General features: G+C 37.5%; 16 protein-coding genes and 2 pseudogenes. All 18 read right to left on the bottom strand.

Annotated features, from left to right (window positions below; all coding sequences use genetic code 11):
• Positions 1–153: 153 nt before the first annotated feature.
• The 18 genes and pseudogenes from LKI_RS05945 to yajC all read right to left on the bottom strand — a co-directional run bounded on the left by LKI_RS05945 (position 154) and on the right by yajC (position 24,091).
• The gene (locus LKI_RS05945; protein ID WP_013103267.1) at positions 154–1,392 is read right to left on the bottom strand and encodes a PTS sugar transporter subunit IIC; all 1,239 of its coding nucleotides are present in this window, start codon (positions 1,390–1,392) and stop codon (positions 154–156) included.
• 69 nt (positions 1,393–1,461) lie between these two features.
• Positions 1,462–2,457, bottom strand: a complete 996-nt coding sequence (locus tag LKI_RS05940) for a D-2-hydroxyacid dehydrogenase (protein ID WP_013103266.1) — start codon at positions 2,455–2,457, stop codon at positions 1,462–1,464.
• A 183-nt stretch (positions 2,458–2,640) separates the two neighbouring features.
• Positions 2,641–3,246: an ATP-dependent Clp protease proteolytic subunit gene (locus LKI_RS05935; protein WP_013103265.1), complete on the bottom strand. Its 606-nt coding sequence runs from the start codon at positions 3,244–3,246 to the stop codon at positions 2,641–2,643.
• A 180-nt stretch (positions 3,247–3,426) separates the two neighbouring features.
• Positions 3,427–4,371, bottom strand: a complete 945-nt coding sequence (gene whiA / locus LKI_RS05930; protein ID WP_013103264.1) for a DNA-binding protein WhiA — start codon at positions 4,369–4,371, stop codon at positions 3,427–3,429.
• Positions 4,371–5,345, bottom strand: a complete 975-nt coding sequence (locus tag LKI_RS05925; protein ID WP_013103263.1) for a gluconeogenesis factor YvcK family protein — start codon at positions 5,343–5,345, stop codon at positions 4,371–4,373. The genes whiA and LKI_RS05925 overlap by 1 nt, the downstream gene beginning before the upstream one ends.
• Before the next feature lie 179 nt (positions 5,346–5,524).
• Complete coding sequence (uvrA, locus tag LKI_RS05920) at positions 5,525–8,395, bottom strand: excinuclease ABC subunit UvrA (RefSeq protein WP_013103262.1); 2,871 nt, start codon at positions 8,393–8,395, stop codon at positions 5,525–5,527.
• 166 nt (positions 8,396–8,561) lie between these two features.
• Positions 8,562–10,569 (bottom strand): annotated as a pseudogene (uvrB, locus tag LKI_RS05915) (excinuclease ABC subunit UvrB).
• 71 nt (positions 10,570–10,640) lie between these two features.
• Entirely contained in the window at positions 10,641–12,797 is a 2,157-nt protein-coding gene (locus LKI_RS05910) for an LTA synthase family protein (RefSeq protein WP_013103260.1), read from the bottom strand.
• Positions 12,798–12,919: 122 nt separating this feature from the next.
• Entirely contained in the window at positions 12,920–13,186 is a 267-nt protein-coding gene (locus tag LKI_RS05905) for a YkuJ family protein (protein ID WP_013103259.1), read from the bottom strand.
• A complete protein-coding gene (locus LKI_RS05900) occupies positions 13,176–14,216 on the bottom strand; it encodes a lysylphosphatidylglycerol synthase transmembrane domain-containing protein (protein ID WP_013103258.1) in 1,041 nt (346 codons plus the stop codon). Before LKI_RS05900 ends, LKI_RS05905 begins: the two co-directional genes overlap by 11 nt.
• A 22-nt stretch (positions 14,217–14,238) precedes the next feature.
• On the bottom strand, positions 14,239–15,243 hold the full coding sequence (locus tag LKI_RS05895) for an LTA glycolipid anchor biosynthesis glycosyltransferase, IagA/BgsA family (protein ID WP_013103257.1): 1,005 nt from the start codon (positions 15,241–15,243) through the stop codon (positions 14,239–14,241).
• Positions 15,244–16,473 carry a glycosyltransferase family 4 protein gene (locus LKI_RS05890; protein ID WP_013103256.1) on the bottom strand — a complete coding sequence of 410 codons (1,230 nt, stop codon included), beginning with the start codon at positions 16,471–16,473 and terminating at the stop codon, positions 15,244–15,246. It lies immediately after the preceding gene.
• 174 nt (positions 16,474–16,647) lie between these two features.
• The gene (locus tag LKI_RS05885; RefSeq protein WP_013103255.1) at positions 16,648–18,429 is read right to left on the bottom strand and encodes an ABC transporter ATP-binding protein; all 1,782 of its coding nucleotides are present in this window, start codon (positions 18,427–18,429) and stop codon (positions 16,648–16,650) included.
• A gap of 2 nt (positions 18,430–18,431) precedes the next feature.
• The gene (locus LKI_RS05880; RefSeq protein ID WP_013103254.1) at positions 18,432–20,150 is read right to left on the bottom strand and encodes an ABC transporter ATP-binding protein; all 1,719 of its coding nucleotides are present in this window, start codon (positions 20,148–20,150) and stop codon (positions 18,432–18,434) included.
• 147 nt (positions 20,151–20,297) lie between these two features.
• Positions 20,298–22,280: an ABC transporter ATP-binding protein/permease gene (locus tag LKI_RS05875; RefSeq protein ID WP_013103253.1), complete on the bottom strand. Its 1,983-nt coding sequence runs from the start codon at positions 22,278–22,280 to the stop codon at positions 20,298–20,300.
• 24 nt (positions 22,281–22,304) lie between these two features.
• A pseudogene (locus LKI_RS10900) lies at positions 22,305–22,802 on the bottom strand (NUDIX domain-containing protein).
• A gap of 25 nt (positions 22,803–22,827) precedes the next feature.
• The gene (locus tag LKI_RS05860) at positions 22,828–23,481 is read right to left on the bottom strand and encodes a YfbR-like 5'-deoxynucleotidase (RefSeq protein WP_187286371.1); all 654 of its coding nucleotides are present in this window, start codon (positions 23,479–23,481) and stop codon (positions 22,828–22,830) included.
• A 238-nt stretch (positions 23,482–23,719) separates the two neighbouring features.
• Positions 23,720–24,091, bottom strand: a complete 372-nt coding sequence (yajC, locus tag LKI_RS05855; RefSeq protein ID WP_013103249.1) for a preprotein translocase subunit YajC — start codon at positions 24,089–24,091, stop codon at positions 23,720–23,722.
• Positions 24,092–24,135: the final 44 nt, after the last annotated feature.

Below are 24,135 nucleotides of genomic sequence, written 5' to 3'. Positions count from 1 at the left end.
AAGATCACACAATATAACAAAAATAAGTACAAAACCAACATTATATACAAACATTTACCATTTGTTTAATTATTTAACAATGAGTATCTAGGTAAATGACAAATAAAAAACAACTCGTCACAATAACAAGCTGTTTTCAATATCATTTTATTTTTATAAATCTTGTTTAAAGTCAGATGGTTGGTACAGTTTCATTAACGTACTGAATATATATTGCGCAATAAATCCAGCAATAATAGGTACAATCAACCAAGCAATAATTGCCACTATCGGATTAATAAAGTGATCCATAACAGTTGCAGGTACAGCTGCATCCTTAACCATTGATTGAATGGGTGAAACTAAACCAATATAGCCAAAACCGGCTGTTGTTGGTGTGCCTTGAATATTAAGCAAAGCAACCGGTATACCAGAAATCGCTGCTGTAAGTAGAAATGGTAACATTGTAATAGGCTTCGCGAACACTGATGGCATCATACCCTTCATCGCACCTAACGCAATTGCTACTGTAACACCTGGCTTATTCACGCGCCATGAGTTAATCAATAGCACAATTGTTGTTGCAACAACACCCATTGCTGCAGCACCTGAACCGATACCTGATAACGAGATGGCCAAAGCAATCCCGACCGTTGATACTGGCGTAATAATAATGATTGAAAACGCCATAGCAATCAACATAGCCATTGGAACTGGCGCTAAAGTTGTAAATGTTTCAACAAGTTTACCAATCCATGTTGTCACATCCCCAACAAAGGGGGCTATGGTTTTGCCAAATAAGCCAACGCCACCACCCACAATAATTGGGCTCAAAATAATAGCAACAGATCCGAATCCCTTTAAGTAACGCGCTACCAGCCAAGTCACCCATACAGCAATAGCTGCAACAATCATGGCATTAATGACATCGCCAGCACCACTGGCAATGTATATATTGGCTGGCGCAACTGATTTGATTCCTGTTACAGGGTTTGTGAAGCCGATAGGTGCTTGTGCCCACTTAATTGATCCTGAGGCAACCATTGTCGCAATCGCTACAACACCAACATCCAAACTTTTCATTTTGAATTGCAACGCAACTGCCATACCAATTAAAAATGGAATTAGCGAAGTGAATAATGTTAATATTGCGCTCAGGTTAGTACCAAATGTTGTTGTCCCTAACCCAGAATACTGAATAATGTACTTCATCACAGCTGAAGGTAAAACACCTATCAAAATACCTTGTGCAGACCCCGATAATACTTTGAAAAAGAAATCTTTTAACTTTAATTCTGTTGTTCCGTTAAACGTGTCTGGTATATTCTCTGACGCTTTGCGAGCATATTCTTCATTGCGCACAACTTGTGATTCTTTCGTAGCCCACTTTTGGCCATCTGCCTTAATACTCATAATTTTCCCTTATTAATCATTCACGTACGGATTATCTAAGTTTCAATAATAAAGCTCAAACTACCGCTATTAGTACTTAACAGCAATTGCTGGTGTTTCACCATTAGCAAATGCAACAGCCGCATCCATTGATTGATGGACCATTTCAAGTACAGCTTTTGTTGTGTAAAATGCCGTATGTGGTGTAACTAATACATTTTCACGCGAAATCAAATCTGCTATTTTAGCATCAGGGAATGCTTTGCCTGACCAGTCTTCATTGAACAAGCCAACTTCTTCTTCGTAAACATCCATACCAAAATCTGATATTTTACCTGAATCTAACCCAGCAATAACTGCATCGATATCTACTAAGTTACCACGCGATGCATTCATGATGACAACGCCATCTTTCATTTTGGCAATAGCATCTGCATCAATCATATGGTGGTTTTCAGGAACACCTGGCACATATAATGAAACAGCATCTGCTTGTGCGTATAAGTCATCCAATGAATCAACATACAGACCTTCCGCTTGTAACTCCGCATTTGGGAACTTATCATAAGCGACCACTTTAGCGCCAAAGCCCTTCAAAATGTTGATAGCTACCCGACCAATATGTCCTGTGCCAATAACACCAACTGTTTGCATGCGCATTTCGCGTCCAATTGTTGGTGCCCAGCGCAAATCATGCTTGGCAATTTTAGCGTCAAGCGCCTTTGTGCGGCGTAACAAACGTGATAGTTGAATCATTGAATGCTCAGCAATCGCGTTAGGTGAATAAACTGGCACGTTCGAGATATTAAAATTAAATTCCTTTGCTGCCTCAAAATCAATGTTATCTGTGCCAACATTGCGTAATGATAAGTTTGTCACACCAACTTTGGCCAAAGCCGTCAATGTTTCACGCGTGTAGTCTAGTTGCTGATAAACAACAGCAGAATCAGCACCTTCAGCCAGAGCAGCCGTCTCAGGTGTTAACAATTCTTGCGTGTAATCAACCTCAACGTCTGGGTGTGCTGATTTCCAATCCTCAAGTGATGGCTTTTCATCATCACGAATGCCGTAAGCAAAAATCTTCATAATATCCTCCAAATTTTATATTGCCCCTTAATTTTACCCCATTTTGTGCATATTTGCACGTTAATCACAAAAAAAATTACAAACAGTTTTTCTTAATATGATATAAAAAGTTCTGAGATGATTTTACCCACTCAGAACTCACTTTTACTATGCCATAAGATGTCATTTTTATAGAAATTAATCTTACTTCTTTGTGACAGGCTTTTCACCGGCTTTTGACAAAATACCATCAATAAAGCCATACTCTAAAGTTTCTTCAGCACTCATCCAATTATCACGTTCTGTGTCATGGGCAATTGTTTCCAAATCTTTATCTGATGCATCGGCTAAAATTTTATTCAACTTTGCACGTGTTTTAGTTAACTGTTCGGCAATAATCGCCATATCAGTTTGTTGTGTGCCACCTACTGCGCCACCCATTGGTTGATGAATAAGGTACTCGGCATTAGGTAACATGAAGCGATGTCCCTTTTCTCCGGAACTCGCAATAATCGTTCCCATTGAAGCGGCCAACCCCATAACGATTGTTGTTACTGGCGCCTTAATAAAATTCATTGTATCTGTAATTGAGAGGCCTGCTGTCACAGATCCTCCTGGTGAATTAATGTACATTGAAATTTCTTTGGTTGGATCTTGAGCTTCCAAAAACAATAGCTGGGCAACAATTGACGTTGCCATACTGTCTTCGACTTCACCTTGAACCAAAATAATACGATCTTTTAACAAACGTGAAGGTAAATCATAACTTTCTCGTCCATTGGCTGTTTGTTCAATAACTCCTGGCCACATAATTGTTAGGCTCCTTTAATTTTAGAATACCCAACACAATCATCCTACAAGGTCACCATTAGTATTGCAAATAAAGGCATACGCTTATACTTTAGTGTGTTAGGTTCATTAACAATGCATACACGCTTGTTAACTTAATACCATTTTAGCACAAAGACGGTAAGAGTGCTAAAATTTGTTTTATAACTTACTTAAATCGTAAATGACACCATCTTTAATCATTTGTGCCAGCTCTTTTAATTTCCGCATCCGATGGTTGGCTCCAGATTTACTAATATCCAAACGAGTTCCCAACTCGGTTAAAGAATCATCTGGAAACTCTAGTCTGGCTTTGGCAATATCACGGATTTTTGATGGTAACAAATCTAAATCGCCAATTTCATTGGCAATAAATAAAATTTGCTGTACCTGCTTATTAGCAGCATCTGCAGTTTTTTGAATATTAGCCATTTCTGCGTTTGTCATTCGATTAACAGAGTTACGCATATCGCGCATCATCCGAATATCCTCAAAACGTAACATTGTTTGTGTTGCCCCAATAGTGGACAAAAAATCAACAATTTTTTCAGCACGTTTCAAATAAACAATGTATCCACCAGTTCTGTCAGTTATTTTGGCTGGCAAGCTAAATTCTTTCATAATAACAAGTAACTGTTCAGCAAGTTCTTCATGACTTGTAAAAATTTCCAAATGATAATTTGCTTTCTCAGGTGAATTAACAGATCCAGCTGCTAAAAAAGCGCCTCGCAAAAAAGAACGCCTTTTATCAACTTGATTTAAAATACGTGATGGTATTTCAGGATGTAGCCCAAAGGGATCGACACCCAAATCTGCCATCACCTCATTCACTTGTGTTTTGAGTAACACACCATAAGATTTGTGTTGCGAAATATGATTGTGGTCTGCTACTGTAACTTCAACAATGATATCTGTGTAATTTTGCGTCAGTAGTGTATATATGCGACGTGCAATTGCCGCATTTTCGGTGCGCACAGAAACGGTCTGATCAAGACCTAATGTACTCACCCCATTCATCCGCATTAATGCGGATAACTCTGCTTTCGCATTACCATTATGAACTAATAAACCTGTTAATTCTTTTTTCACATCTGCTGCGTACGACATTAATTTTGCTCCAGAATTTGCAATAGCTCTGTCATTATTTTTTCACCATCATGAAAGGCACCTGCATCACGCAACTGCAAAAAATCCCCTGGAATTTGTATCGCACCTTGGACACTAACAGCTGGCTCATCTAATTTTACTTGGTTAGAAATTTCATCCCATTTTTGAAAATCAACGAAATCCTCTGGCACTTCAGCATTATTAGCAATAACATAATCAATTACTGGTGAGCCAATATGAGCATTTAGTGCCAACAAATGCTGAGCATCTGTATAAGCGTCAGTTTCCCCTTTTTGGGTCATGATATTTGAAATATAGACTTGTTTTGCTTTAGTTTGACGTAGCGCTTCGTTCACCTCAGGTACAACAACATTGGGTAGGATGGAGGTAAACAAACTACCCGGTCCATACACAATCATATCGGCACTTAAAATAGCCGACACGACTTCTGGTGCTGCTTTGGGTTCTTCTCCTGGCTCATCCCTAGTTACCCATACATGATCGATTGCTTTATGTGCGTGTGTAATTTCCGCTTCTCCAGCCATTATATCGCCATCTTTAAATTCAGCATGCAATACTAACGGTTCATTAGAGACTGGGTAAATCCGACCACGAACACGCATGAAGCGCGCCAAGTGTTGCACAGCATCAAAAATACTACCGTGCATTTCCGTCATAGCGGCAATAATTAAATTACCAACAGCATGCTTAGCAAAAAAATCGTCTTTTGCCTCAAAGCGATATTGCATAACTTGGGTAATTGCTGGATCAACATTAGACATTGCTACCAGTATATTGCGTATATCACCAGGTGGCACAATATTAATGTAATTTCGCAACAGGCCACTAGATCCACCGTCATCTGCCACTGTTACAATTGCTGTTAAATCAATATTTTTTGTCACAAGTGGTTTAATAATAACTGGTAGACCTGACCCGCCTCCGATAATAACAATTTTTGGTTTATTTGGCATATTAAATAGACATTGAACCATTTTTAAAACGGTGTTATGGCGATCTAATCTATTTTAAATAGATATTGAATCGCTAATGCCTTTTCACTTCCTACAGTATTTTTAAATTTGACTCTACTCTAATTTTACCAGATATTTCATCGGTAAGTGATTTAAAAATCACTTGAGAGACATACCGTCTAGCTTTGGGTATTAGCACGATTAATATCTCTTGCCATAATTGCATTTAAATATTTTCCAGTATATGATTTTTCGTTTTTAGTGACTTTTTCTGGTGTACCAGATACCAAAACATTTCCACCGCCTTCACCGCCTTCTGGTCCCATGTCAATCAGCCAATCAGCAGATTTAATCACATCCAAATTATGTTCAATAACAATCACAGTATTTCCTGATTCAACCAATCGCTGTAATACAATAAGCAAACGGGCAATATCATCAACATGTAGACCAGTTGTTGGTTCATCTAGAATATACATGGTTTTACCATTTGTACGTCGATGCAATTCTGAAGCCAATTTCATGCGTTGCGCTTCACCGCCGGACAACGTTGTAGCAGATTGACCTAATCTGATATAACCCAACCCGACATCATTAATAGTTTGTAGTTTACGCGCAATTTTAGGAATTGGCGCAAAAAATTCTAATGCATCGGAAGCTGACATATCCAAAACTTGGGAAATATTTAAATTTTTATACAATACCTCTAAGGTTTCAGAATTATAACGTGTTCCATGACACACTTCACATGTGACATAGACATCCGGTAGAAAGTTCATTTCTATCTTAATCACACCATCACCACGACAATTTTCGCAACGTCCACCTTTTGTATTAAATGAGAAACGTCCCTTGTTATATCCTCTCATTTTAGCTTCGTTAGTTTGTGCGAACAAATCACGAATGTCATCAAATACACCAGTGTAGGTAGCGGGGTTAGAACGTGGCGTCCGACCGATTGGTGCTTGATCAATATCGACAATTTGTTCGATATTTTCAACACCTTCAATGCTTCTATATTTACCAGGCTTTTCCGAATTATTATTAATTTTTTGTTTGAGAGCACGTTTTAAAATTTGATTGACAAGCGTTGATTTCCCTGACCCAGAAACACCAGTTACTGCCACAAACTTACCCAAAGGAAATTTCACGGTGACATTTTTGAGGTTATTTTCTTTGGCACCTTTAATTGTGATGTAATTACCGTTACCTTTGCGACGAGTAACTGGCACAGGAATAAATTTTTGACCAGATAAATATTGACCAGTCAATGAATTTTTATTTTTTGCAACGGTTGCTGGTGTCCCTGTTGCAACAATTTTACCGCCTAATTCACCAGCACCTGGACCAACATCAATTAAGTAATCTGCTGCTAACATCGTATCTTCATCATGTTCCACAACAACCAATGTATTGCCCAAATCACGCATACGATGCATTGATTCTAGCAGCATATCATTATCTCTTTGGTGTAAGCCAATTGATGGTTCATCTAACACATACAATACTCCGGACAAATTTGACCCAATTTGAGTCGCTAAACGGATTCTTTGTGATTCACCACCAGAAAGCGTACGTGCTGCGCGCGACAAGGTCAGGTATTTTAGACCAACACTTTCTAAAAAGCCTAAACGATCTTTAATTTCTTTAAGGATTGGTGTCGCAATTGCTGTGTCTTGTTCCCCGAGCTTAACATCATCAAAAAATGTTAATTCTTGATCAACAGGCATTTCAGATACTTCACCAATATGATAACCATTGATTTTTACTGATAATGCCGCTGAGTTAAGCCGATAGCCATGGCATGATTGGCAAGTCAGCTCTGTCATGTATTTAGCCATTTGATCACGTGTGTAATCCGAATTAGTTTCATTAAAACGTCTTGCCACATTACTAATGACACCCTCAAAAGGAACATCAACATCACGGACGCCACCAAAATCATTTTGGTAGTGAAAATGAAAATCTTGATTTCCTGAACCATCAAGAATTAGATCACGATGCACTTTGGGTAATGATTCGAATGGTGTATCTAAATCAATGCCATTTTGTTCTGAAAATTGACGTAACATCTCTGGATAATAATTAGATGATATCGGATTCCATGGTGAAATGGCACCCTCACGTAAAGTTTTAGATTCATCTGGCACAACCAAATCAATATCCACTTCTCTTGTCACACCGATGCCCTGACAAACTGGGCATGCACCCAATGGCGCATTAAAACTAAATAATCTAGGTTCTAAACGGCCGACACGAAAATCTTTTAACTTGCCTAGATAGTGATCAGAAAACTTAAGCGGAGCAACTTGTTCTTCGCCATCACGTGTGACAACATCTAACTGGACTAAACCGCCAGTTAGTCTCACAGCTGCTTCAATTGAGTCATAAAGCCGTGAACGCGAATCATTACGCAACACAATACGATCAATCATCACTTCGATATCATGTGCCTTATTTTTGTCCAATTTTAAGTCCTGTGTATCCAGTTCCAAAACTTCACCATCAACACGAGCACGGATATATCCCTGTTTTCTCATACTATCAAACGCCGTTTCATGGGAACCACGTTTTGCTGTAATGACAGGCGCAAACACTAACAACCTCACACCAAGCGCTAAATGATCAAAAATATAGGTGACCATTTGGTCAACAGTCACCATAATTTTAGTGCCATCTTTAGGATCATCCGGTCGACCAACACGCGCATAAAGTAATCGAAAATAATCATTAATTTCAGTAACTGTACCTACAGTAGAACGCGGATTATTAGAAGTCGTTTTTTGGTCAATAGAGATAGCTGGTGATAACCCATCGATAGAGTCAACATCTGGCTTGTCCATTTGGCCTAGAAACTGACGCGCGTAAGATGAAAGACTTTCAACGTACCGTCGTTGTCCTTCGGCATAAAGCGTATCAAAGGCAAGGGATGACTTGCCTGATCCTGATAAGCCAGTCACAACTGTTAATTTGTCTTTAGGAATATCTACATCAATATTTTTTAAATTTTGGACGCGAGCGCCACGTATTTCAATATTAGTTTTTGCCATATATTTAACGCATTTGTCATCATATTAACGTAACAAAAAAACTCGTATATACCAGCCTTGTTACTATATAATCTACAAACACAAATCCTTATCTCATTTTTTGTAATTAACTATTATTATAACAATTTTGCCGTCATTACAGGTTATTAAACACTCACAACCCAATCTAAAGAACTGCTTTTAGCTCCATCACACTATCCCTTAATTGTGCAGCCTCTTCAAAGTCTAACGATTTTGCCGCAGCCTTCATTTGACTCTCCATATTGGCGATAATACTTTGTTGCTCATCTTTAGGCAAATCTTTGAAGGCAACTTGGGTCAAATCAACCGTTGCCTGACCATCAGTAGAATCTGTGCGAACCGAAATCAAGTCGCGAATTTCCTTTTTTATTGTCGTTGGCGTAATGCCATTTTTACTATTGTATTGCAGTTGACTTTCTCGTCGGCGCGCTGTTTCGTCAATAGCCGACTGCATAGACCTCGTCACCTTATCAGCATACATAATGACATGTCCATTGGCGTTTCGTGCAGCACGACCAATTGTTTGAATTAATGATCTCGGGTTACGCAAAAAGCCTTCCTTATCAGCATCCAATATTGCTACCAACGAAACTTCTGGAACATCAATACCTTCTCGTAACAAATTGATGCCAATCAAGACATCATATTTCCCTAAACGTAGGTCACGTATAATTTCTGTGCGCTCTAGTGTCTTAATATCTGCATGAAGATAGGCTACTTTAATACCAACATTTTTTAAATAATCCGTTAAGTCTTCTGCCATACGTTTGGTTAGTGTTGTAATAAAAACACGTTCATCTTTACTAGCACGTTGATTAATTTCGCCGACAAGGTCATCAATTTGTCCCATAACAGGACGTACCTCAATCTCTGGATCAAGCAATCCAGTTGGCCGAATGATTTGCTGCGCAACATGGTTTTCAGTCACACGCTCTAGTTCATAATCACCTGGTGTTGCTGACATATAAATAATTTGATTCACATGTTTCTCAAATTCTGGCAATTTTAATGGTCGATTATCTAAAGCAGATGGCAATCTAAAACCATAGTTAACCAGTGTTTCTTTACGCGCTTTATCACCATTAAACATACCTCGAACCTGTGGCATGGTTACGTGACTTTCATCAGCCACAATCAAGAAATCATCTGGGAAAAAGTCAAGTAATGTAAACGGTGGTTCGCCTGGTTGACGACCATCCATCCAACGAGAATAATTTTCAATACCACCAACAAATCCCATTTCTTCAAGCATAGATAAATCATACTCTGTACGTTGCTTGATACGCTGAGCTTCAATTAGTTTACCTTCTGATTCAAATAACGCGACTTGTGCCAACATTTCTTGTTTAATACCTGCCAATGCCGTACGCATTTGATCATCATCAGTCATAAAATGTTTTGCTGGATATATTGCAACAAAATCACGTTCCGAAGATGTTTCCCCAGTTAACGAATTAATTTCACGAATACGATCAATTTCGTCGCCAAAAAATTCAACACGTAAAGCCATTTCATCTTCAGATGCTGGGAAAATCTCCATCACATCCCCACGTACGCGAAAGGTCCCTCGATGAAAATCAATATCATTTCGTGTAAATTGCACATCAATTAAATCACGCATCAATTGATCACGCCCATATTCGTTGCCAACACGTAAATTAATGACATGTTCTTGGTACTGATGTGGGTCACCTAACCCAAAAATCGAACTCACTGATGCTACGACAATGACGTCATTACGTGACAAAAGGGAGCTCGTTGCCGAATTACGCAGTTGATCAATTTCATCATTGACAGCTGAATCTTTCTCAATAAATGTATCGGAACTTGGCACGTACGCTTCTGGTTGATAGTAATCATAATAGGATACAAAATATTCAACCGCATTGTTTGGAAAAAATTCTTTTAATTCACTATACAATTGTCCAGCCAACGTCTTATTGTGACTCAACACCAACGTCGGTTTCTTGACACTCTTAATCACATTAGAGATCGTAAATGTTTTACCTGTGCCTGTTGCACCTAGCAAAATTTGTTCCTTTACGCCCGCGTTAATACCACTTACTAATTGACTAATTGCTTGCGGCTGGTCACCTGTAGGTTGATATTTTGAAACAACTTCAAACTCATGATTACGTCACATTTTCACGCATAGTGTTCTTCCTTAATGTACTTTATTATCATTATACAATAAAACGAACAAACGTTCTATCGTTTGTTCGTTTTATTTAGATGACACACTAGCATCATCATTCGTATGAGTAGAACTATTTAATTCTGGTGCATCAGTTTTATACAAGTCAATCGTTGATTTGTTATTATTTTTAGCTAACACACTAGATGGATTTGTCTTTTGTGCTTCACGTAATTTGGCTAGCCCAACACTCTTTTTATAATCAAACGTTTTTTTGTTAACTTTATGAAAATCAGCACGAGAAGTATCAAAACGTAATAGGTCACCGGTAATTACCGAATCAGAGTAAGCCAACACCTTATCAACATAGGCTTGTGTTTCAGTTGCAGTTTTCTTTAAATCAACATCTGTATCTAATGTCACTTGGTCTCCCGTTTTGGTATTGAAATATTGATTGTTATACTTCATATAGGTCGGTGTTACCCAATCACCGTCACGAAATGGCACAACTCCCTCATATTTTGTAGACAACATATCACGGCCAAACATGGTCAACTGGTCGTCAGGCACGCCCAGAAGATCTAGTAGCGTAGGTAACATGTCAATTTCACCACCATAGGTATGATCAATACCACCTTTCAAACCATTCGCATGAATCATGAAAGGTACTTTTTGAAATTGCGCCAAATCATAATTTGTTACCTTATCTTTACCTAATAATTTAGCAATAGCTGGTTGGTGATTTTCAGAAATACCATAATGATCACCGTATAAGACAAATACCGAATTATCATACAAACCGGCTTTTTTCAAATAGTCAGTTAATTCAGCAAAAGACTGGTCTAAATAATGTGCTGTTTGTACATATCCATCTACTGTTTTATCACCGGTTGTTGTTGCCGGAAAATCAATATTTTCCTTATCAAGATCATAAGGATAGTGGTTCGTTACCGTCAGTAACTTAGCATAAAACGGTTGCGGTAGTTGCTCAATATATTTTGCACTATCCTGTAGGAATATTTTATCTTTTAACCCATAGCCCACATTAAAATTTGGTTTATTGGCATTGGGATAATAAGCCTTTGAGAAGAAATAATTATACCCAAACGACTTGTACGTATTATCTCGATTCCAAAAACTCGCTACATCACCATGAAAAGCAGCCGTTGTATATCCACGTTGATTTAAAATTGCTGGTAAAGATTCGAATGTATTATTTGTACCATATTTGACCATAGCAGAGCCAGTAGATAAACCGTATAGAGAATTTTCTTGCATCATTTCTGCATCCGATGTTTTGCCCTGACCAACCTGATTATAAAAGTTGTCAAAACTCAACGTATGTTGATCATGATAAAATTTATTCAAATTTGGTGTGACTTCTTTACCTTCAACTTTATAGTCAATCAAAAACTGTTGAAATGATTCCAAATGAATCATAAATACATTTTTACCTTTTTGAGTACCATAGTACTGAATGTTGTCTGGCAATTTTTGTTGTGACACAAATTGTTTGATTTTGTTAAGATCAGCTGGTTTGGCACGTTTGCGACTTTCTGTCTGATTATATGTCTGGACCGCATTAAATGCTGCATATTCATTAAGGCCCAGATATTTAACAATGTAATTATTATCAAACGAACGTGTCAATAGACCGGTTCGGTCTGTTGATGCAATACCATAATCCACTAGCATCAACACAACACCTAACACAGTCGTTAAAATTGCAAATCTTTTTTGGACGCCTTTGCGATCTATTGTAAGTTGTTTGAAAACTACTAGTAACACCAAGATAACAACATCCAAAAAGATCATGTAATCTGACCAGTGGATAATAGCAGCAATAGATTTGCCCAAGTTATTACCCGTCGAACTGCCCGATCCCAAAATACCCATAGATAAAAAGTCAGAAAATTCACGATAATACAAAATATTTGCAAATAACCATAGTGATTGAATAAAATTAAAGGCAATTGCAATCCAATAACTTAGCGCACCACGAAAATATAACGCAATGCTCAAAAAGATAATTGCTGTCGGGATAGGATTTAAAAACAGTAAAAACTGTTGAACAGATCCCTCTGCACCAAGATTGAAATTCATATGATAATTTACAAAGGTTTTAAACCAGACTAAAACAACGTTTAGAACAAAAAACCACACCAATGGTGCTGACGTATCCATGGTCTGCTTAATTTTGCGCCAAAGTATTTTTAGGTTCGTTACTTTCTTTAGGAGGGTTAGCATATTGTTTTCCTTCATAATATTATGTTTATAACAACGGGTAACAGCATGTTGTGACAATTATTTTTATGTCCTAATTTTAATTACAAAACTAGTCCTTATAGATACTACTAATCATTTTACACTTAAAATATTAATCTAAGATCATGTAACACGTCGTAAATCTCAATAGCAACTAGATCAATATCGTCAAACTGAAATTGGCGTACTTCCCGATGTTCATGAACAGTCCAAACACCAGTTAATTGATCGTAATCAACACTTACTGCTTCAATACCAAACGCATCGAATCGACGCGTTTGGTATTGATTATCATTTGAATCAATCATAGCACGCAACCGGCTTAAAATTTGTTTCAAATTACTTGTATCTTGCTTTTTTTTAGGTGACATTTTTGCCTCTCTTTGAGCTTCGCGCAGGGATCATATAGGCAACAATACCCGCAAATAAACCAAAATAATAAGTAATTAAACGCCATAATAAAATCACCAGAATCATCGTGGCTGGATTCTTAACAAAGGGTGAAAAAAGTAACTGAAAGCTTAATTCTGCACCGCCAACACCACCAGGAATAGGAAACAATGAAATAACCATTACGATCATAATATTCATAGTGACGATCAACCATGGATTAACACTTTCATAGCCAAACGCACGAATAACAAAATATGGAATCATATAAAAAACAACCAACTGTAAAATGGTCAGTATACTTGCAACTAATAAGGCATCCCAACTACTAATCACGCGTCGGGATTCTCTATGGAAATTATCAATTTTTTGTTTCGCTGTTGTTATCACCCTACGATGACGCTCTTGAGACATAAATCGACGGCCTAACGGTGACAAAAAATCAACTAAACGTAGCGTTAGCGCTGGCCAAAACATGACAAGGATAATACCGACAATAACAAATGCATGAATAGCAATTGCAACAGGAATAAATTGCGCAAAGGTTGGGTCCACTTGTGCATAAATGAAATGTTCTGCCGAAAAATAAGCGATGATAAAAAATATGACGACAACAACTTGATATACTAAAAATTTCATTAGAATAACAGACAAGGCACGTCCAGATTCAATTCCAGCTCTCGCCATACCAAACAACTGGGCTGGTTGTCCACCAGTAGCAAAAGGTGTCATACCAGTTCCTAGTAAATTGAGCAATGGCACTCGTAGTAAAGACATAATTGTCGTTTTCTTGCGATCAGCCTTATTTAACATGGCATAAGTTACGGCTGATTCCAGGAAAATTGACAAAATCATCATCAAAAAGCCAAAAAAAAGCCACCGCCAGTCTAGGTGTTTAAGCGCTAATGTTAGCTGCTCCCCTTTACCACGTAATTCATTTGTTAAAAAATATATGACAATCGCAGTTAAAATTACGACAATTACCGCTGATATTTTATTAGTTCTTGACATTATCCCCCCTAACAGGCGGCCATCACACCATCACTTTTTTATAAACCTGTTTTAACTGCTGACCAATTTCTGGTAAATTTCGTGCCGCAGCCACCTGATACCCCATATCAACCAGGTCTGGTAATTCATCATTAAGGATTTGAACCATTTTGTAGTCGAAATCATCAATATTTTCCGCTTGATAGCTATTAATGCCATCTTCGAGCCAAGGCTTGTATACTGGAATATCACGAACTAATATACGCTGTTTTGAAGCCAATGCCTCTAAAACAACGATACCTTCTGTTTCTTCATATGAAGGATACAAAAAAAGATTAGCCCCTTGATAAGCTCCCTGAATAACGTCTCCTGTAATATAACCCGGAAAGATGAGATTAGGTAGACGGTTCTCTTTAACAAGACGTCTAATTTTTTGAGGAACCAATCTCAAATCTGTATAACCAAACCAAATAAAGATAAACTCCGGATGCCGTTGCGCTAATTCAACAAAATCCAAAATACCTTTTCTCTCAAAAAACAGACCAACACTGATAACCACTTTCTGATTTTCAGATAACCCAAAATAATGACGAAATCGTTTAACTTTTTCATCATCTTGATTATATTTATCTAATGGAATACCATTGGATACTGGTGTTATGGTTTGTTTCAAATGATAAGCGCGTAGTAACTGTTTTGAGTACGGCGTCGGCGTAATTATAGCATCGGCTTTCTGGTACAGTGATACCAGATACCGTTTAAAAAAAGGTGCTATGATATTTGAACCCGTAAACGAGTTTCTAAAATCCTCATAGGTAGAATGACCATGATAAACAACCATTTTGCCCATTTTATGAGCTTTATTAACCATATGATGGCTACTAATACCATATGTATTAATATGTAAAATATCATAATCTAAACATTTAGGATCAGTTGTCACCTCGACATCAGTATAAGACAAGGCTTCTTGTTGTAACTTAAGTGCACGACCAATCCCTGATTTAGCAATTAAGTTTTGGTTTTCAAAATAAAGTAAAACTTTCAATTAGTTTCTCCTAAACGGATTACGCAAGATACGTTTCATATAGCCTACTTCATCATCAGTTGGATACTCATCTTCGGATACATCAGTTTCATGATAATCAGCTAAAATTGACTCGTAGAAATCTAATACACGATTCGCAAATGTCGCCGCATCAACATCCTTCATTTTACCAGATCTCACTAATGAGTCAGCATGGGTCAAGTCACGTTGCATATAGTTTTCAATAGCAGATAAGAAATCATCATAATCTGAAACAAGCGTACCAATCGCATCATTATCCACCAAATTATCTAAATAGGGTGAATGTATCGCTACAAATGGTCGATCTGCGGCCATAGCCTCTATGAATGTCAGCCCTTGCGTTTCAGTATCAGATGAACTCACAAAGACATTACTCATTTGATAATAGTCTGTAATGTCATCATGATTTACCATACCTGCAAAAATAACCTGTTCTTCTAACTCTAAATCAGCAACTTGCTCCTCTAAAGTCTTTTTTGCAGGACCATCTCCAGCAATAACTAATCTTGCATCTGGATAAGTTTGTAATAATTCAGAAAAAGCAGAAATACTTAAAGCAACATTTTTCTCAAAGGCTAAACGACCAAGTGATAAAATAACCGGTTGATCTGGTTTGAATCCATACTTTTCTCGTAGATTTCGATGAGCAACACTTGGGTTTGGCAATGAAACACCAGTTGGAATAACACGCATCGGTGCCTTAACTCCGTATTTAATCAAAGTTGTTTGCACAAGTTGGGAGGGTGCAATCACACCAGACATATTTAACATATAGGCTTTCATCAATGTTCCGACATTTTTAGGCCGTATTAACAAGCCTTTGGCAACATAATGCGTATAATCTTCATACATGGTGTGGTACGTGTGAACCACTGGAATCTTGAGTTGACGTGCAACAAACTTACCAAGTAATCCCAATGAAAATTCAGTTTGCGTATGCACAATATCAAGTTGAATCGATTTGGCAATTTCAACTGCCTGTATCAAGCCACGAAAAGCTAACCTTCTATCTTTAAACCCAACATATGGTACACTAGAAAATCGATAAACGTGCGGCTCAAATTTATTTTTAGGCACTTTAGGATCAGTTGATGTAAAAATATAAACTTGATGCCCCTGTGCCTCTAATGCTTCTTTTAAAGTTTTAATGGATGTCGAAACCCCACTAACTTGTGGGAAATACGTATCCGTAAAGAGACCAATATTCATTGTGTCCTCCAAAGTTTATATGAACATTAAAGAAAAACCGATAATGGCAATAGTACTATTATAACATAAATTAATATTACGCCGAAGTACTAGAAAGCGATCTTATGATCACAAAATTAAAATTAGCGCATCTCTTAAAAATCTAATTTCAAGAGACACGCTAATTTACTAACTTTAATCAAACACCATTTGATTATGGTACAACTCAGAATAAAAACCGCCTTCAGCTACTAATGATTCATGAGATCCTTGCTCAATAACTTGACCATCTTTAAGTACAACAATTTTATTAGCCCCTAATATTGTTTTCAGACGATGTGCAATCACGAAACTTGTTCTCCCAGCAATCACGTTGTCCATTGCAGCTTGAATGCGTGCCTCTGTTACAGTGTCCACGTTTGATGTTGCCTCATCCAAGATTAGAAATGCCGGATTAGTTAAAATTGTTCGAGCAATAGAAAGCAATTGCTTTTGACCAGTTGAAAACGCTGAATTTTCGTCATCAACGTTTGTTTGATAACCATCTGGTAAAGACATAATAAACGTATGAATATTTGCCTGCTTAGCCGCATCAATCATTTCATCGTCTGTTGCATCTGGTTTACCAAACTTAATGTTGTCGCCAACCGTACCACTAAACAAAACTGAATCCTGCAAAACAATACCGACATGATCACGTAATGATTTTAAATCCAAATCACGGACGTCAACATTGTCAAATTTGACCGCTCCCTCATTAACATCATAAAATCTGTTCAATAAGTTCATGACCGTTGTTTTCCCTGAACCAGTTGGCCCAACCAAAGCTACCATTTCACCTTTTTTAACATTAATAGAAACACCATGCAAAATTTCTTTTTCAGAATTGTATCCAAAATGGACATTTTCCAGTGTCACGCCCGATTGAACAGTCGATATTTTTTTACCACTTTCAGGACTCGTTTCTTCATTTTGTTCGTGTACTTCTGATAAACGTCGTGCACCTGTAACTGCTAACTGTAGCATGTTATAGATTGACGTAATTTGTGTTATCGGTTGATAGTACTGTTGTGAATAGTTAACAAAGACAACAATCAAACCTAAGCCCACCGCCTTATCCATACCCTCTGAAACGACCAACCATGAGCCAAAGAAAATAACAATTGCCAGATTGAGCAAAGATAAGCCCTGCATCAACGGAAACAACATACCAGAATATACTTGTCCTTTAAATGTTGCTTCCTTGACTTTTTCGTTATGTGGCATAAATCCTGCTATCGATTCTGCTTGTAACCCTTGCGTAATGATGATTTTCTCACCATTTATTTGCTCGTTAATGTACCCATTCATTGCACCAGTCGCATCTTGTTGTGCGTCAATAAAACGACGTGCTCGTGAAATAATAAACCAAGCAACAACAATTGCGATAGGTGTTGAAGCCATTGTTACCCAAGCTAATGTCGTATTTTGATTGAACATCATCCAAACAATGCCGACAAATAATGCAAATTGTGACAATAATTGAAAAATGGCTTGATTCATGGCGTTGAAAATATTATCTAAATCCGATGTGAATAAAGATAGTATTTCCCCATCTTGGTGTGTATCAAAATATTTGATAGTCATACGTTGTAATTTACCAAATAAACCAATACGCATACGACCTGAAGCTTGTGCCGAGATTCGTGATGATATGAAACTCGAAATAAACATTGTAATTGCTGTCAGTACAAAAAATACAATCATCGCTATCAGCGCATTATAAAATGGCGTCTTGCTTGCTACCGCGTGTGTTGCAGGATTCATGTATTGACCCAAATATGTTGCTAATTCTGTAATCGCTTTTCCCATATATGTTGGCGCTTTTACTTGAAAATAAGTCGAAATAATTGTGACAATAACAACGAAGGTTAAGCTCATCCAGTACCGTTTCAAATAACTGGCGAAATACTTAATGGCCCGTGTGATATCCTTCATGTTTAGTTGCCTCCTTTCGCTTTTTGCGTTTCATAAATTTCAGAATATACTGGTGATGACTTTAGTAACTCATCATGGGACCCTATACCCACTAACTTACCTTGATCAAGAACAAATATGCGATCTGCGTGAATCACGGAACTTATTTTTTCAGCAATCACAAAAATAGTTGTGCCAAATAATTCCTTATCTAATGCTTCCTGAACCAATTTCTCAGAACGGGCATCTAGCGCAGAGGTTGAATCATCTAAAATCAAAACTTTGGGTGCGCCCACGACACCACGTGCAATAGATAATCGTTGCTTCTGACCACCTGAAAAATTAGCTGATCGTTCCTCAACTTGATGTTCAAAGCCATCATCATATTGATTAACAAACTCGGCCGCTTGTGCAATTTCAGCAGCTTTGCTAAAATCAGCATGACTAGCATCCTTTTTCCCTTGGCGTAAATTATCGGAAATTTTACCACTAAATAAAATAGCACGTTGTAAAACAAAAGAAACAGCCGCGCGCAACGATTTCTCATTAACTGACTTGAGATTGATTCCCCCAACACTAACATCACCAACGGTGGGATCATATAATCGTGGGATAAGCTGTGCCAAAGTTGATTTCCCAGAGCCAGTAGCCCCAACAATACCGATCATCTCGCCTGCTTTAACTTGAAAAGATATATTTTCAAGGGCTGGCTGATCATCACCTGGATATGTGAAAGAAACATTTTCAAAAGAAACATCACCGGACAAATTGGCTTCAGGTGCATCAGAACGGTAGGTTAATTCGGACACTGTATCAAGCACTGCCTTAATACGGCCCAATGATACAAAACCTCGCGAGGCAAATGTCGACATCATACCGCCAATCATAATAGCAAAAAAAATCTGCATCAAGTACGATATAAATGATGTAATTGCTGCTAAGTCATTGGGGTGTTGGACAACACCCCGACCTACAAACAGCAGAGCAGTACCAATGGCCATGTAAGAAATCAACATGAACATTGGAATCATAATTGAAAATAGATACCCAATCATTGTTGTGACACGGGTTAAATTATTTGAATTATCCGTGAAACGTTGTGTTTCATTTTCTTCCTGATTAAATGACTTAACGACCCGAACACCTTGTAGATTTTCCTTTGCCAATGTATTTGTTTTGTCAATGAGACTTTGAATTTTGGCAAAATACTTACCCATTTGTTTAAAGACAACCTGAGAAGACAATACGATTAAGATAACCATTAAAATAACAATCCACCACAATCGCGGTAAAGTAATCAGAGCCAAAATAAACGCACCAACAAATAGTATTGGGATACGCGTTAACGATTGCAATATCATCATAACAAGTTGTTGTACTTGGTTAACATCGTTGGTCATACGGACAACCAAGTTACCAGCTGAAAATTTTTCAATATCACTAAACGAGAATGATTGAATTTTTTGATATTCATGTGCACGTAGATCTGCAGCAATACTTTGCGAAACTTTTGCTGCAAAAATCGTATTGATGACACCTGCGATTAAACCAATCACCGCCAAAATTATCAGTTGTACACCATACGTCATAACCTTATCTTGATTGTCAGAGATAATTGCTTGCATGACATTTTGCAACAAACGTGGCTGCCAAAGCGATGCGCCTGCCATAACAATCACTGCGATAATTGAAAAAATAATATCGCGGAGATATGGCTTCGCATGTTCCTTTAAAATTTGCATGACTAACTCCTCTTTCAACGACTGAATTTAAAATCTATATTATAGTAAGCTAAACAACAGATAATAGCAAGTATTATTATATCAAATTCACGTCATACAACTTATTAAAAAAAACGCACAATGCGTTTTTTAATCAATTTTGTCATTTTAATCTGCTGCCAAAGCATCAATTGTGTTAAGCTTTGCTGCACGTCGTGATGGGACAAAACTAGCAATGAGAGCAATAATTAATGAAATAATTACTGCAAAAATAACATTACCAATCGAAATTTGCACAATGCTGAAATGAATGAGACTATTTAGCGCTACATTCATCACATTTTGTGCTATATAAGCCATGACAATACCCAAGACTGCCGAAATAATACCCATTAGCAAGGCCTCATTTGTAAACAAGCCACGAATATCTTTAGAACGCGCACCAAGTGCACGAAGCACACCAATTTCACGTGTACGCTCTGACACAGACATATACGTTGTCACAATAATCATAATAGCTGAAACGACTAATGAGATACCCGCAATTGCAGCTAGCACATAAGTGGCCAAACTCGTGATAGTATTGACTGTACTTAGAATATCATCCATTGATATACCAGCAAAAGTTTGCATGCCATTACTCTGTAGATGATTAATACGTTTCATCGTCGCCTTTACTGCCTTGGTATCGTTAATTTCAACAGAAACATAATTCGCATCAGACACAGCATGATACTTCTTTAAATCTTTTTGAATTGTTGACCATTTTTGAATAAACAATGCGCCTGATTGCCCACCATCAGTTATGCCAGAAATTTTCGCTGACGTTGAAACCAATACCGGTTTGTTTTCTGAATCAAAAGCCATATAAGTAAACGCTATTGTTTTACCAATCAACTCTTTATAATTACTTTGAATCTTTTTAGCATATTCCCGATCAATAAGCACTTCACCATCTTTGGCTTGGCGCCCATTTTTAATTGTTTTTTCAGAGAATTGTGGTGTCCATGACTGTAATTGCACAGGTTGTGACTTAACTTGACCATAAGTGAAGACAGCATTATTGAAAACGCCCCCAGCATGTACCTTGTCAACACCCTTAATATTTTCCAATCGTTGCAACATAGCACTATCCATTACTGTTGACGCATAGTCTGTAGCCATAGCTTGCCTTGATGCTTGCATGCGCTCTGCGGCACTAGCTTTCTTATCTTTTGTTGTATTTCGAACAACTGATTGGTAATTTGGGTTCACTAAGGAATCAACTTGATCAGCAATATACCCCTTAATACCATTACCTAAACCAAGAAATAAAATAACTGAAAATACGCCAATTGCGGATCCTAAAACAATCAAGAAATTTTGGAGCTTTTTATATTTCAAATGATCAAAAGCCATATCCCAAATTGAGGCAGCTTTTAACGGTCGTGATTTTAAACGATCTGTGTCGACTGGCACCATAAAAGCATCTTTTAAAAATCTTTCTTCATCAATTTTACCATCAGCCATATGCAAAATACGTGTGCCATATTCTGCAACAGCCTGGGAATGCGTCACCACAATGACAAGCTTACCCTCTTGGGCAATTTGTTTGAGTAATTCAAGCACTTCTGTCGTATTCACAGAATCCAGTGCACCAGTTGGCTCATCAGCAATCATAATATCCGGATCAGAGGCTAATGCGCGTGCGATAGCAACACGTTGTTTTTGACCGCCAGAAAGTTGTGACGGGTATTTGTTAATATGTTCAGCTAAACCAACTTTATTTAATAGCGCTTTTGCACGTTCTTTACGTTCGGAAGCCGACAACGTCGTCATGTTCAAACTAGTTTCAACATTTTCTAGGTTGGTTTGATAGTTAATCAAATTAAAGCTTTGAAAAATATAACCAATTGTTTCGCGACGATAAACATCAAGCTTTTTCTCTTGTTTATGATCCAGTTTATCATTATTGATATTCACTTGACCTTCAAAATTACGATCTAAACCACCAATAATATTCATTAAAGTTGATTTCCCACCGCCAGATTCACCTAGAATAGAAACAAATTCTCCTTTATCAAATGATAAGTCAATACCATTTAAAACAGGGAACTCATCTTTACCTAAATAGTATGATTTTTTAATATTTTTAAGTTCTAAAAATGCCATGTTGTCTCACTTTCATTAATTATCCTATTCACCATGTTCACGAAGCCATGGTCGGTCGCTCAATTCATTTTCGGTCAAAATTCGGTGCAATGTTTCTTGCGCTTGTAACACAAACATCTTAGGCTCTGGATGAATTGGCACAAATTGCAGATCTAATGTTTCTGTCCCATCTTTTTCCATGATGCCACCGACTCGCCTCACTTCAAAACCAATGCCTATCGTTTCTTGTGCATCTCCCCAAGAATTACTATCAGTCATATTGGTGGATAAACCTAGCATACGAACCACTTCAATGTCTAGGCCAGTTTCTTCTTTAAACTCTCATACAACAGCTTGCATTGGCGAATCACCATATTCTAAGTAACCACCGGGAAATCCCCAACCTGTTTCAGAATCCCAACGTTTTTCCAATAAAATTGCATCATGTCTATCATTCCATAATACACCATACGCTGAAACAAAAATCATACCTTCATGGCCGATTTTTTCACGCATTCTTGCAATATAATTTTTTTCTGACATCTATTCTCTCTTAACTTAATGTACACTACTTATTTTCAGCCGCAGCAAAATCTGGTAATAAACTCTTGGCAAGGTCGTATAACAAATCTTTATTGATAAAGTCTTCGGAAAATATATCCGGTAAAATATCTGTCGCAATATATTTAACACTTGCCATATGTTTAAATTCAGCTAACGCCTCCAAACTGCTCTGGAAAATATTAACAAACACTGGTTCTGGATTAAATTTTTCTAGCTCTCCATACGCCTCATACATCAAATCAACTTTATCGGCTATCGATAATATTTGTCCCTCAATACTGCCATCTTTCCCCTCACCCAAGCGACGTGTATAAGCCGACTGAAATTGACGTGGAATTTCTGTTTTAATGAAGTTCTCTGTCATTGAATCCTCAACATCAGCGAGCATAGAGCGTAATGTTGACGTTGCATATTTTACAGGGGTCTTAATATCACCAATAAATCGCTCGGTGTAATCATGATTTAACGCTTTTTCATAAACCGATTGCCAATTAATACTTGCCCCGTTTTGTGACTCAACGTCAGCCAAGAATTGCGCAATTTGCGTTACTTTCCAAGAATGTGCGGCAACATTATGTGGTTGATATTTAAAGAAACCGGGTGCGCGGTTAATGAGTTCTAGTTGATTCATCCCCATAAAAAATTCGTGCATTGGCATAATAATATTTTGCATTTGATAGTTAACAATTACCTTAGATGATTGTCATCATAAACAAACGCTTTCCTCCTTCTACTTAAAAATCGTTATTCTTATCATACACGACTTTTATCATAGGTGCACGCACAACCATATACTCATTAATTTTATAATAAGTCACACCTTGTTAATTTGACATTATTTGTAAGTCATATTAGTTGTTTCTACTAAAAAAGAGCTACTACAGCTCTTAAGCAATTTATTTTTCTGAAGGCTTATCGGAATCAACAGTGATTTTTTCAACTGTCTCTTCTTTGTCCTCACTATCAGCAGGCTTCAAATCTTCAACAGCTGGTTTAGGATCTGTTGTATTTGCCTTAGGCTTGATTGTTCGAATAGCTGCCATATCATACGTTAAAATAACGCCTTCCGCATCAAGATCAACAGTTTTATTCACACTGTCAACGCTGTCAACAATCGCATGTAAACCACCAATTGTCACAATTTCTGAACCTTGTTCCAAACTATTTTGACGTTCCTCTTGTGCCGCGCGTTGTTTTTTCTGTTGACGGCTCATAAACCACAACATACCAACAATAACAACGATTGGGAGAATTAAATTGATATTCATAATAACGATTTCCTACTTTCTTAACTATGTTTGCCTATTTTTGA

Source organism: Leuconostoc kimchii IMSNU 11154, assembly GCF_000092505.1.
Lineage (GTDB): Bacteria > Bacillota > Bacilli > Lactobacillales > Lactobacillaceae > Leuconostoc > Leuconostoc kimchii.
The sequence above is the reverse complement of the archived record's forward strand: the minus strand, read 5'-3'. Positions and strand labels throughout refer to the sequence as shown.

Coding starts and splice junctions, on each gene's coding strand:
- LKI_RS05875 (WP_013103253.1), bottom strand. CDS start 22,280: ATGGCATTTTTAGAACTTAAAAATATTAAAAAATCATACTATTTAGGT.
- uvrA (WP_013103262.1), bottom strand. CDS start 8,395: ATGGCAAAAACTAATATTGAAATACGTGGCGCTCGCGTCCAAAATTTA.
- LKI_RS05940 (WP_013103266.1), bottom strand. CDS start 2,457: ATGAAGATTTTTGCTTACGGCATTCGTGATGATGAAAAGCCATCACTT.
- LKI_RS05905 (WP_013103259.1), bottom strand. CDS start 13,186: ATGTCACCTAAAAAAAAGCAAGATACAAGTAATTTGAAACAAATTTTA.
- LKI_RS05900 (WP_013103258.1), bottom strand. CDS start 14,216: ATGTCAAGAACTAATAAAATATCAGCGGTAATTGTCGTAATTTTAACT.
- LKI_RS05935 (WP_013103265.1), bottom strand. CDS start 3,246: ATGTGGCCAGGAGTTATTGAACAAACAGCCAATGGACGAGAAAGTTAT.
- LKI_RS05885 (WP_013103255.1), bottom strand. CDS start 18,429: ATGAAGGATATCACACGGGCCATTAAGTATTTCGCCAGTTATTTGAAA.
- LKI_RS05925 (WP_013103263.1), bottom strand. CDS start 5,345: ATGCCAAATAAACCAAAAATTGTTATTATCGGAGGCGGGTCAGGTCTA.
- LKI_RS05890 (WP_013103256.1), bottom strand. CDS start 16,473: ATGAATATTGGTCTCTTTACGGATACGTATTTCCCACAAGTTAGTGGG.
- yajC (WP_013103249.1), bottom strand. CDS start 24,091: ATGAATATCAATTTAATTCTCCCAATCGTTGTTATTGTTGGTATGTTG.
- LKI_RS05945 (WP_013103267.1), bottom strand. CDS start 1,392: ATGAGTATTAAGGCAGATGGCCAAAAGTGGGCTACGAAAGAATCACAA.
- whiA (WP_013103264.1), bottom strand. CDS start 4,371: ATGTCGTACGCAGCAGATGTGAAAAAAGAATTAACAGGTTTATTAGTT.
- LKI_RS05860 (WP_187286371.1), bottom strand. CDS start 23,481: ATGCCAATGCACGAATTTTTTATGGGGATGAATCAACTAGAACTCATT.
- LKI_RS05910 (WP_013103260.1), bottom strand. CDS start 12,797: ATGCTAACCCTCCTAAAGAAAGTAACGAACCTAAAAATACTTTGGCGC.
- LKI_RS05880 (WP_013103254.1), bottom strand. CDS start 20,150: ATGCAAATTTTAAAGGAACATGCGAAGCCATATCTCCGCGATATTATT.